This window comes from Geminicoccus flavidas (genome assembly GCF_009806515.1).
Taxonomy (GTDB): Bacteria; Pseudomonadota; Alphaproteobacteria; order Geminicoccales; family Geminicoccaceae; genus Geminicoccus; species Geminicoccus flavidus.
The window spans coordinates 1-10,922 of the sequence record NZ_WUJP01000091.1; the positions used below are offsets into that span (position 1 = coordinate 1).

Sequence of the window (10,922 nt, forward strand, 5' to 3'; positions counted from 1 at the left end):
GCCGGAGCGTGCGGGCGTTCTCGCGTGCCGCCCAGATGTCGCTCACCAGCGAGTTTAGGTTCTCCCGGTCCAGCACGTAGAAGCGCAGCACCGACTGGGCGGAGGGCTGGCCGTGCTTCACCTCGAAGCGCTGGCGGTCCGCGTTGATGTCCAGCACCACCCCCCAGTCATGGGCGCCGCGGCTGTCGCGGGCGAAGGTCTCCTGAACGTCCAGGATCCGGGCCAGGTTCTCGGCGCGCTCCACATAGCGGCCCATCCAGAAGATGCACTCGGCATAGCGGGCGAGCAGCCGGGTCATGCCAGGTCCTCCCTCAGCACCCAGGTGTCCTTGGAGCCGCCGCCCTGGGAGCTGTTGACCACGAGCGAGCCCCGGCGCAGCGCCACCCGGCTCAGGCCCCCCGGCAGCACCCAGGTCGACCGGCCGGTGACCGCAAACGGGCGCAGGTCGACATGGCGCGGCTCGATGCCGTCCTCGGTGAGCGTCGGCGAGACCGACAGGTCAATCATCGGCTGGGCGATGAAGTTGGCCGGATCGGCCAGGAGCTTGGCGCGCTGGTCATCGAGCTCCGCCTTGCTCGCCTTGGGCCCGATGGTGATGCCGTAGCCGCCCGATTCGCCGACTGGCTTCACCACCATCTGATCGAGCCGCTCCAGGACCTGCTGCAGCGCCGGCTTTTCCCGGCAGATCAGCGTCTCGACATTGGGCAGGATCGCGTCCTGGTCCAGGTAGTACCGCACCAGCCGCGGTACATAAGCATAGATCGCCTTGTCGTCGGCGACCCCGGTGCCGGGCGCGTTGGCGAGTTGGACGTTGCCCTTGGCATAGGCCCGCATCAGCCCCTTCACGCCCAGCATAGATTCCGGGCTGAACGCCTCCGGATCGAGGAAGTCGTCGTTGATCCGCCGATAGATCACATCCACGGGCATCGGCCCGGCAATCGTCTTCATGAATACCTGGTCGTCGTCGACGAACAGGTCGCGCCCTTCCACCAGCGGCACCCCCATCTCGCGGGCGAGGAAGACGTGCTCGAAATAGGCGGAGTTGAACACGCCGGGCGAGAGCAGCACGACCTGCGGCTCGTCGATCGCCGGCGAAGCCACCTCGGACAGCTGGTCATGCAGGCGCTGGCCGTAGTCCGATACCTTCATGAGCGGCACGTTCTCCATCAGGTCGGCGAACGCGCGCAGCATCAGGTGGCGGTTCTCGACCACGTAAGAGACGCCGGACGGCGAGCGGGCATTGTCCTCCAACACCATCATGGTGCCGTCACGGCCACGCACCAGGTCGGTGCCGTTCACGTGGACATAGGTGCCAAACGGCAGGTCCAGCCCCGCCATCTCCTTGCGATAGTTCGTGTTGCCCAGCACCAGGTCGGCCGGGATGATCCCGTCCTTGATGCATTTCTGGTCGTGGTAGATGTCATGCAGGAACAGGTTCAGCGTCTGCACGCGCTGGATGACGCCCTGCTCGATCGTTGCCCAGTCGCCGCGGGTCAGGATCCGGGGGATCAGGTCGAAGGGCAGGATCCGATCGATCGCGTCCTTGTCGCTGTAGACCGTGAAGGTGATGCCGAGATTGTAGAGCTCGGTCTCCGCATCGCCGGCCCGGGCGCGCAACGTCGCCAACGGCAGGGCGTCCAGCCGGCCGGCCACCCGGGCGATCACGGCCGAGCGCTCGGCTGAACGAAGCATCTCGCAATAGAACGGGCCAGGATCATAGCCACGGAACGTGCCGCTCCAGCCAAGCTGGGACTGGCTCGAGCCGGAGGTCTGAACTTGTGCCTGCATCGTCGCGGTCCCTTGGCGCCCGTTGGCCGTCGCAGCAAACATGGTGCCACCGAGTGCTGACAAGCGTGGCGTCGTCGCCACTGCCTGCCGCTTTGGCACCGCGTCATGCGTAACTGGCGGCCGCGGCGGCAGTGCCGGCAGGGCTAGCCCTCTACCAGTTCGGCCAGCCGGAAGCCCGCGATCCGGTCGATCTGCGCAAGGGCGGTCGCCGTCTCGGTCGCCGCGTCGTTCGGCAGCCGGGCCTCGAAGCCGGCCCGGATCTGCGCCTTGCCCGCACCTTTGACCGCCATGATGAACGGGAAGCCGAACTTCGCCCGATAGGCGTCGTTGAGCGCGTGGAAACGCGCATGCTCCTCTTCCGTCAGCCGATCGAGCCCGGCCGAGGCCTGCTCCTTGGCGGAGTCCGCGGTCACCTCGCCGGCCAGTGCCGCCCGCCCCGCCAGATCCGGATGAGCCCGGATCAAGGCCAGCTGGCGCTCGGGCGGCGCTGCCCGGACCGCCGCAGCCATCGCCTCCTGCAACGCTGCCAGCGTGCCGAACGGCCGCTTTGCGAACGCTGCTTCCGCTATCCAGGGGCTGTGCTCGTAGATCGACCCGAAGGTCCGGACGAACGCCTCCCGGTCCATGGCGTCGACCTCGGCAATCGTCGGCATCGGTTCCTCCGGTATCGCTTGACCACGGCCGGGAGCTTGCAGGACCCTTCCCGCGTGGCAAGGGATGACACGATGGGCCGGCTCACCACCCATGTTCTCGATACCGCGCACGGCCGCCCGGCCGCCGGCATGGCCCTGGCCCTCTACCGGCTGGGGCCGGACGGGTCCCGCGACCTCATGACCGAGCGCCGGACCAATGCGGATGGCCGCTGCGACGAGCCGCTGCTCGACGACGCGGCGTTCATGACCGGCAGCTACGAGCTCCTGTTCCAGGTGGGCCGCTACTTCGCCGGGCTCGGCACGCTACTGGCAGAGCCGCCGTTCCTGGACGAGGTACCGCTGCGCTTCGGGATCGCCGAGAACGGCCACTACCACGTGCCTTTGCTGGTCTCGCCCTGGTCATATGCCACCTATCGGGGGAGCTGAGGCCATGGCTGCGGTCCGCTTCACTGTGAACGGCACAGGCGTGGAGGTGACGGACCTCCACCCGACCACGACCCTGCTCCAATATCTGCGTGTCCATCGCCGCCTGACCGGCACCAAGGAAGGCTGTGCCGAGGGCGACTGCGGGGCCTGCACGGTCGTAGTCGGCGAATGGCTGGACGGACGGCTGCGCTGGCGCGCCGTCAATGCCTGCATCCTGTTCCTGCCCACCCTGCACGGCAAGGCGGTGCTCACGGTGGAAGGCCTGGCCGATGAGAGCCAGCCACTCCATCCGGTCCAGCAGGCCTTCGTCGACCATCACGCCGCCCAGTGCGGCTTCTGCACGCCAGGCTTCGTCATGGCCCTGGTGGCGCACCGGCTGGATCCGGAGAACGGCGCGCATCTCGCGACCGAGGACGTCATCGCCGGCAATCTCTGCCGCTGCACCGGCTACCGCCCGATCCTGGACGCCGCGGCCGATGCCGAGCCCGGCGGGCTGGAGCCCGCCCCGCCGCCGGCCCTGCCCGACAACGATCCGATGCCGGACTACCACGCGGCCGGCGGCCGCTTCCGGATGCCGCGCTCTGGCGACGAGCTGGCCGCCTGCCTCGAGGAGACGCCGGACGCGACCGTGCTGGCCGGCGGCACCGACATCGGCCTGTGGGTTACCAAGGCGCTGCGCGAGCTGGACGACCTGGTCTGGCTGGGCGCCTGTACCGACCTGCGGCGGATCGAGGCTACGCACGACGGCCTGCGGATCGGCGCCGCCGTGCGGCTCCACGACGTCCATCCGGTCCTGGCCGAACACTGGCCGGAACTCGGTGAGCTCCTGCGCCGCTTCGCCAGCATGCAGATCCGCCAGGCCGCCACGCTGCTCGGCAACGTGCTGAACGCCTCGCCGATCGGCGACGGCTCGCCGGCCTTCCTGGCCCTCGGTGCCAGCCTCGTGCTGCGCAAGGGTGAGCGGCGCCGGACCGTGCCGCTCGACGCGTTCTTCCTGGCCTACCGCAAGACCGCGCTGGAGCCCGGCGAGTTCGCCGAAGCGCTGGTCCTGCCCTGGCCGACCGATGGCCAGCTGTTCAAGGCCATGAAGGTCAGCAAGCGCTTCGATCAGGACATCTCGGCGGTCATGGGCGCGTTCCGGCTGACCCTGGCGGACGGCCTGGTCCAGGACGTCAGCCTGGCCTTCGGCGGCCTGGCAGCGATACCTAAACGTAGCCCGTCCGCCGAGGCGGCACTGGTGGGCCACGCGCTGGACGAGGCGGCGATCGAGGCCGCCTGTGCCGGCTTTCGCCAGGACTTCCAGCCGATCGACGACGTGCGTGCCACTGCCGCCTACCGGCTGGAGGCCGGCCAGAACCTCCTGCGCCGGCTGTTCCTGGAGGTGACCAAGCCGGCCGACGCGCCCCGCATCCTCGACCTGGAGATCGCCGCATGACCAGGCTCCAGGCGGTAGCCGCCCCGCTGCCCCATGATTCCGCCGAGCTGCACGTCACCGGCCGGGCCCGCTATGTCGACGATCTGCCCGAGCCGCATGATTGCCTCCATGCCGCGGTCGGCCAGTCGACCCGCGCCCATGCCCGGATCGTGCGGATGGACCTGAGCCGGGTCGCTGCGGCGCCCGGCGTGGTCGCGGTGCTGACCGGCGCCGACTTTCCCGGCCTGAACCAGATCGGGCCAGTCCTGCTCGACGAGCCGGCGCTCGCCCAGCACAGCGTCGACTATCACGGCCAGGCCGTCTTCGCCGTGGCTGCCACCACCTATGAGCTGGCGCGCCGGGCGGTCACACTCGCCGAGATCGTCTACGAGGACCTGCCGGCGGCGATCCATCTGGAGGACGCGCTCGCCGCGAACCTGGACCTCCTGCCGCCCTACGAGATGCGCCGCGGCGACCCGGAACCGGCGCTGGTCCGTTGCGCGCACCAGTTGGAAGGCAGCTTCCGCCTGGGCGGCCAGGACCATTTCTACCTGGAAGGCCAGATCGCGCTCGCCATTCCCGGCGAGGACGGCGGCATGGACGTCCATGCCTCCACCCAGCACCCCACCGAGGTCCAGCACGTGGTGGCACGCTGCCTGGGCGAGATCGACGCCAAGGTCCGGGTCGAGTGCCGGCGGATGGGCGGCGGGTTCGGCGGCAAGGAGACCCAGGCCAACCAGATTGCGGCCATCGCGGCGGTGCTGGCGCGCAAGACCGGCAGGGCGGTGAAGTTCCGCCTGGACCGCGACGTCGACATGACGCTCACCGGCAAGCGCCACGACTTCCGCATCGACTACCGGGTGGGCTTCGACGATGAGGGCCGGATCGAGGCGATCACCTTCGACCAGGCCGCCCGCGGCGGCTGCTCGGCCGACCTCACCGGCGCGATCGCCGACCGGGCGATGTTCCATGCCGACAACGCCTATTTCTTCCCGCGCGTCCGGATCCGCTCGCGGCGGCTGAAGACCCACACGGTCAGCAACACCGCCTTTCGCGGCTTCGGCGGCCCGCAGGGCATGCTCGGCATCGAGGAAGTGGTCGACGAGATCGCCCGGCATCTGGGCAGGGACCCGCTGGACGTGCGCCGGGCCAATTTCTACGGGGCCGCCCCGCGCAACCTCACCCCGTACCACATGGAGGTCGAGGACTTCGTCCTGCCGGAGCTCATGGACGAGCTGGAGCAAAGTTCCGGCTACCGGCAGCGCCGCGCCGCCATCGAAGCTTGGAACGAGACCAGCCCGATCCTGAAGCGCGGGATAGCACTCACCCCGGTCAAGTTCGGGATCAGCTTCACCACCAGCCACCTGAACCAGGCGGGCGCCCTGATCCAGCTCTATACCGACGGCTCGGTGCTCCTGAACCATGGCGGCACCGAGATGGGCCAGGGCCTCTACGTGAAGGTCCAGCAGATCGTCGCCGAGGAGCTGCAGATCCCGACGAGTCTGATCCGGATCACCGCGGCCGACACGAGCAAGGTGCCGAACACCTCGCCCACCGCCGCCTCGTCCGGCACTGACATGAACGGCATGGCCGCCCAGGCCGCGGCGCGCACGCTCAAAGAGCGGCTGATCGCGTTCGCCGCGGAGAAGCACGGCGTCCCGCCCCATCTGATCGTGTTCCAGGATGGTGCCATCCTGCTGGGTGAGCGGCGCATGAGCCTGCGCGAGCTGGCGAAAGAAGCCTGGATGGCCAGGGTCCAGCTTTCCGCCACCGGCTACTACGCCACGCCCAAGATCCATTACGACCGCGACCAGGCGCGCGGCCGGCCGTTTTACTATTTCGCCTATGGCGCTGCCTGCTGCGAAGCGGTGATCGACACGCTGACCGGTGAGAACCGTATCCTGCGCGCCGACCTGCTCCACGATGTCGGCCGCTCCGTAAACCCGGCGATCGACCGGGGCCAAGTCGAGGGCGGCTTCGTCCAGGGTCTCGGCTGGCTCACCACCGAGGAACTGTGGTGGACGAAGGAAGGGGCGCTCGCCAGCCATGCGCCCTCCACCTACAAGATCCCCTGCGCCTCGGACCTGCCGCGCGACTTCCGCGTGTCCATCTGGGAGCGTGGCCGCAACCAGGAGCGCAGCGTCCACCGTTCCAAGGCGGTGGGCGAGCCGCCGCTGATGCTGGCGATCGCGGCCTTCCAGGCGATCAAGGACGCGATCGCCCAGGCAGCGCCCGGCAAGGGCTCGCCGCGGCTGGACGCGCCGGCCACGCCGGAGCGGGTGCTGTTCTCGGTAAAGGAGCTGCGCGGGAGGGCGGCCGCGCTGGATCTGGCCCGGGCGGCTGAATGAGACGAGCGATCCGGGTCACTGTCGTACGTGCCGAGGGGTCGACGCCGCGGGCGGCTGGGGCCGTGATGCAGGTCACCCGCGAGCGGATCGAGGGCACCATCGGCGGCGGCCAGCTCGAATGGCAGGCGCTCAAGGCCGCGCGCGACATGCTGGACGAGGGGATCGTCACGGCAGAGCAGGAGTTCAGCTTGGGTCCCAGCCTGCGCCAGTGCTGTGGTGGGCGGGTCCTGCTCCGCTTCGAGGCCACCGACCAGCCCTTTGCCGAACCTCTCCCGGCCCATGCGCGGCAGCTCGTCCTGCTGGGTGCCGGCCATGTCGGCCAGGCCCTGCTCCGGATCCTCACACCCCTGCCCTGGCAGATCACGGTGTTCGATCCACGGCCTGACTGGCTGCCGAATCCTGGGCCGCATCTCGTGGTCCGGGGCGATCCCGAGCCCGGCCCGACCGTGGCGGCGGCACCGCCCGATGCCTGCTACGTGGTCGCGACCCATTCGCACGACCTGGACCTGGACGTGGTCGACCTGGTCCTGCGCCGCGGCGATGCACGCTGGCTGGGCCTGATCGGCTCCATGACCAAGCGGCGGACCTTCGAGCGGCGCCTGATCGCGCGCGGGCACCCTTCATCCGCGCTCGACCGCCTGATATGCCCGATGGGCCTGCCGACCATCCGGGACAAGCATCCGGCCGCGATCGCGATCTCGGTCGCCGCCGAACTCCTGTCCCTGCCCGAGGAGCCGCCCGCGTGAACCACGAGACTGCCATGCGCCGGGCCATCCGGCTGTCCATCGAGAAGATGGAGGCGGGCGAAGGCGGCCCGTTCGGCGCGGTGATCGTGAAGGACGGCGAGATCATCGCCGAGGGCTGGAACCGGGTCACGTCCAGCAATGATCCCACCGCCCATGCGGAGATGGAGGCGATCCGGGCAGCCTGCCGCAAACTCGGCAGCCACTCCCTCGAAGGTGCCGCGATCTACACGTCCTGCGAGCCCTGCCCGATGTGCTTTGCCGCGATCTACTGGGCACGGCTGGACGCGGTTCACTACGGCAACGACCACAAGGCGGCCGGTGCGATCGGTTTCGACGACGAATTCCTCTACCGCGAGCTGGCCGTGCCGATGGAGCAGCGGCGGGTGCGCTTTGTCTGCACCCTGCCGGACGAGGCCAGGGAGGGCTTCGACCGCTGGATGGCCAAGGCCGACAAGGTACCCTACTGATGCCGCCACTCCTGGAACTGGTCGGCATCACCAAGCGCTATCCCGGCATCGTCGCCAACCAGGACGTCTCCTTGGCCGTGCAGCCGGGCGAGATCCAGGCCCTGCTCGGCGAGAACGGCGCGGGCAAGTCGACGCTCATGAAGATCGTCTATGGCCTGGTCCGCCCGGACGAGGGCGAGATCCGCTGGCAGGGCGAGCCGGTCGTCGAGAACTCGCCGGTGCTGGCCCGCAAGCGCGGCGTCGGCATGGTGTTCCAGCACTTCACCCTGTTCGAGACTCTGACGGTCGCCGAGAACATCGCCCTGGGCCTGGAGCCCGCCGATGCCGGCCGCGACCTGGAGGGCCGGATCCGTGAGCTGTCCCGTCATTACGGCTTGGCCGTGGCCCCGCACGCACCGGTCTGGTCCCTGTCGGTGGGTGAGCGGCAGCGGGTCGAGATCGTGCGCTGCCTGCTCCAGTCGCCGCGCCTCCTGATCATGGACGAGCCCACCTCGGTGCTCACCCCGCAGGAGGCGAACGGCCTGTTCGCCACGCTGCGCCGCCTGGCGGCGGAGGGCTGCGCGGTCCTCTACATCAGCCACAAGCTCGAGGAGATCCAGGCGCTGTGCCATGCCGCCACCGTGCTGCGCGCCGGCAAGGTGGTGGCGCGGTGCGACCCCACGCGCGAGACCGCGCGTAGCCTGGCGGCCCTGATGATTGGCAAGGCGCCGCCGGAGATCGAGCACCGGCCCGCGGAGAGGGACGGGCCGGTGGTGCTCTCGGTGGCGGAGCTCTCGCTGCCGCCCACCGATCCGCACAGCACGGCGCTGAAGGGGATCAGCTTCAGCCTGCGCGCCGGCGAGATCCTGGGCGTGGCTGGGGTGGCGGGCAACGGCCAGCGTGAGCTCCTGCGCGCCCTTTCCGGCGAGGATGCGCGCGCGCCTGCCGGCGCGATCACGCTGGCGGGCCGGCCGGCCGGCAATCTGGGGCCCAAGCGGCGGCGGGCACTGGGGCTGGCCTTCGTGCCCGAGGAGCGGCTGGGCCGGGGTGCGGCACCCAGCCTCAGCCTGGCGCTGAACGCGCTCCTGACCGGAAAGCGCCAGAGCCTGACCCGGGCGGGGCTGATCCGCCGGGGGGCGGTCGAACGCCGGGCTGCCGAGATCGTGCGCCGCTTCGACGTGCGCACGCCCGGCATCCAGGCCGAGGCCGGCAGCCTGTCGGGCGGCAACCTGCAAAAATTCATCGTCGGCCGCGAGCTCATCGACGGGCCCCAGCTGCTGATCGCCGCCCATCCTACCTGGGGCGTGGACGTGGGCGCCGCCACGCTGATCCGCGAAGAGATGCTGGCGCTGCGCGACCGTGGCGGCGCGGTGCTCCTGTTCAGCGAGGAGCTGGACGAACTCTTCCTCCTGTCCGACCGGATCGCGGTGATGTTCCACGGCATGCTCTCCCCGCCCGCCCCCGTCCGCCAACTCACGCCGGAACGCGTCGGGCTGCTGATGGGTGGGGCCGGCTTCGAGGGAGGGGCCGGCCTTGCTCAGGCTCACTAGGCGCACCAACCCGTCGCGCAGCCTGGAGATCCTGGCCCCGCTGGTCGCGGTGGCCCTGACCCTGGTCGTGGCCGCCATCCTGTTCGTGGCCCTCGGCAAGAACCCGGCCGATGCCTTCGCCGCGATGTTCTGGCGCCCGGTGCAGGACCTCTACGGGTGGAGCGAGCTGGGCGTGAAGGTGGCGCCCCTGATCCTGTGCGCGGTGGGCCTGGCGATCGGCTTTCGCGCTTCGGTCTGGAACATCGGCGCGGAAGGCCAGATCGTCGTGGGTGCCATTGCCGCGAGCTGGGTGGCGCTCGCCATCGGCGATGGCGGCTTCGGCCTGCCCGGCTGGCTCCTGCCGCTCCTGGCCGGTGCTCTGGGCGGCATGGCCTGGGGGGCGATCCCCGCCCTCCTGCGCACGAAAGCCAATGCCAACGAGATCCTGGTCAGCCTGATGCTGGTCTATGTCGGGGGCTTCCTCCTCCAGTACGTGGTGCGCGGGCCGATGCGCGACCCGATGAGCTTCGGCTTTCCGCAATCGCCGATGTTCCCCGACCCTGCCCGCCTGCCGATCCTCCTGGAGACCACCCGCCTCCATCTGGGCTTCGCCCTGGCCCTGCTGGCAGCGCTGGTCGCCTGGCTGTTCGTGGCGCGCTCGTATCAGGGTTTCGTGTTCCGCCTGTCCGGTGTGGCGCCGGCCGCTGCCGCCTATGCCGGGTTCAGCCGCTCCAGGGTGATCTGGGGAAGCTTCCTGATTAGCGGCGGCCTGGCCGGCCTCGCCGGTGCCGCCGAGGTGCTGGGCCCGATCGGCCAGCTCCAGCCGGCGGTCTCGCCCGGCTACGGTTTTGCCGCGATCATCGTGGCGTTCCTGGGCCGGCTCCACCCGATCGGGATCGTCGCCGCCGCTCTGCTCATGGGCCTGTTCTACCTGGGCGGCGAGATCGCCCAGCTCGAACTGCAGCTCCCCATCGCGATCACCGGCGTGTTCCAGGGGCTGCTCCTGTTCTTTCTCTTGGGCGCCGATACCTTTGTCCGCTGGCGCCTGGTGCTCGGGGGGACGCGCTGATGGGCGACGAGCTTTCCACCGCGATCGCCGTGATCGCCGCCACCCTCCGCGCCGGCACGCCCCTGGTCTTCGCCGCGATCGGGGAGCTGGTGGCCGAGCGGGCGGGCGTGCTCAACCTCGGCATCGAGGGCATGATGCTGATCGGCGCCGTGGTCGGCTTCATGGTCGCCGCCTCGACCGGCCTGACCCCGCTGGGCTTCGTCGCCGCCGCAATTGCCGGCATGGGTGCCGCCGCGATCTACGGCATGCTGGCGCTCAACCTGATGACCAACCAGGTCGCGACCGGCCTGGCGCTGGCGATCTTCGGCGCCGGGCTTGCGGCCTTCCTGGGCCAGTCCTGGGTGGGCATCCCGCTGCCGGGCATGGCCCTGCCCTTCCCGGAGACGCTGCGCAGCATCCCGGTCGCAGGCCCGCTCCTGTTCGGCCATGACTGGCTGGTCTACCTGTCGATCCTGACCGTGGCCGGCGTCGCCTTCTTCCTCCATCGCACCCGCGGCGGCCTG

The 10,922-nt window shown here is 69.8% G+C and carries 11 protein-coding genes; 8 read left to right on the top strand and 3 right to left on the bottom strand.

Going from position 1 to position 10,922, the window contains the following annotated elements:
- From EQG76_RS02320 to uraD, 3 genes are all read right to left on the bottom strand, one after another.
- Positions 1-298: alpha-E domain-containing protein (locus EQG76_RS02320; RefSeq protein ID WP_200840495.1), on the bottom strand; the 298-nt coding region annotated here is incomplete at its 3' end.
- Positions 295-1,788 carry a circularly permuted type 2 ATP-grasp protein gene (locus EQG76_RS02325; RefSeq protein ID WP_159710253.1) on the bottom strand — a complete coding sequence of 498 codons (1,494 nt, stop codon included), beginning with the start codon at positions 1,786-1,788 and terminating at the stop codon, positions 295-297. The genes EQG76_RS02325 and EQG76_RS02320, both read right to left, overlap by 4 nt.
- Before the next feature lie 143 nt (positions 1,789-1,931).
- Entirely contained in the window at positions 1,932-2,441 is a 510-nt protein-coding gene (uraD, locus tag EQG76_RS02330) for a 2-oxo-4-hydroxy-4-carboxy-5-ureidoimidazoline decarboxylase (RefSeq protein WP_159710255.1), read from the bottom strand.
- Between the two features lie 72 nt (positions 2,442-2,513).
- Here uraD and uraH point away from each other — a divergent pair, with 72 nt between their 5' ends.
- The 8 genes from uraH to EQG76_RS02370 all read left to right on the top strand — a co-directional run.
- A complete protein-coding gene (uraH, locus tag EQG76_RS02335; protein WP_159710269.1) occupies positions 2,514-2,867 on the top strand; it encodes a hydroxyisourate hydrolase in 354 nt (117 codons plus the stop codon).
- Between the two features lie 4 nt (positions 2,868-2,871).
- Positions 2,872-4,302 carry a xanthine dehydrogenase small subunit gene (gene xdhA / locus EQG76_RS02340; RefSeq protein WP_159710257.1) on the top strand — a complete coding sequence of 477 codons (1,431 nt, stop codon included), beginning with the start codon at positions 2,872-2,874 and terminating at the stop codon, positions 4,300-4,302.
- Positions 4,299-6,629 carry a xanthine dehydrogenase molybdopterin binding subunit gene (gene xdhB, locus EQG76_RS02345; RefSeq protein ID WP_159710259.1) on the top strand — a complete coding sequence of 777 codons (2,331 nt, stop codon included), beginning with the start codon at positions 4,299-4,301 and terminating at the stop codon, positions 6,627-6,629. The genes xdhA and xdhB overlap by 4 nt, the downstream gene beginning before the upstream one ends.
- Positions 6,626-7,375, top strand: coding sequence for a xanthine dehydrogenase accessory protein XdhC (gene xdhC, locus EQG76_RS02350; protein ID WP_159710261.1), 750 nt, complete (start codon positions 6,626-6,628; stop codon positions 7,373-7,375). The genes xdhB and xdhC overlap by 4 nt, the downstream gene beginning before the upstream one ends.
- Positions 7,372-7,842: a nucleoside deaminase gene (locus tag EQG76_RS02355; RefSeq protein ID WP_159710263.1), complete on the top strand. Its 471-nt coding sequence runs from the start codon at positions 7,372-7,374 to the stop codon at positions 7,840-7,842. Before xdhC ends, EQG76_RS02355 begins: the two co-directional genes overlap by 4 nt.
- Positions 7,842-9,371 (top strand): ABC transporter ATP-binding protein, encoded by a 1,530-nt coding sequence (locus EQG76_RS02360; RefSeq protein WP_159710265.1) that lies wholly within the window; start codon positions 7,842-7,844, stop codon positions 9,369-9,371. Before EQG76_RS02355 ends, EQG76_RS02360 begins: the two co-directional genes overlap by 1 nt.
- Entirely contained in the window at positions 9,355-10,419 is a 1,065-nt protein-coding gene (locus EQG76_RS02365; protein ID WP_159710267.1) for an ABC transporter permease, read from the top strand. The genes EQG76_RS02360 and EQG76_RS02365 overlap by 17 nt, the downstream gene beginning before the upstream one ends.
- A partial coding sequence (locus EQG76_RS02370) for an ABC transporter permease subunit (protein WP_407925495.1) occupies positions 10,419-10,922 on the top strand: 504 nt, incomplete at its 3' end. The genes EQG76_RS02365 and EQG76_RS02370, both read left to right, overlap by 1 nt.

Coding starts and splice junctions, on each gene's coding strand:
- uraD (WP_159710255.1), bottom strand. CDS start 2,441: ATGCCGACGATTGCCGAGGTCGACGCCATGGACCGGGAGGCGTTCGTC.
- xdhC (WP_159710261.1), top strand. CDS start 6,626: ATGAGACGAGCGATCCGGGTCACTGTCGTACGTGCCGAGGGGTCGACG.
- EQG76_RS02325 (WP_159710253.1), bottom strand. CDS start 1,788: ATGCAGGCACAAGTTCAGACCTCCGGCTCGAGCCAGTCCCAGCTTGGC.
- uraH (WP_159710269.1), top strand. CDS start 2,514: ATGGGCCGGCTCACCACCCATGTTCTCGATACCGCGCACGGCCGCCCG.
- EQG76_RS02360 (WP_159710265.1), top strand. CDS start 7,842: ATGCCGCCACTCCTGGAACTGGTCGGCATCACCAAGCGCTATCCCGGC.
- xdhB (WP_159710259.1), top strand. CDS start 4,299: ATGACCAGGCTCCAGGCGGTAGCCGCCCCGCTGCCCCATGATTCCGCC.
- xdhA (WP_159710257.1), top strand. CDS start 2,872: ATGGCTGCGGTCCGCTTCACTGTGAACGGCACAGGCGTGGAGGTGACG.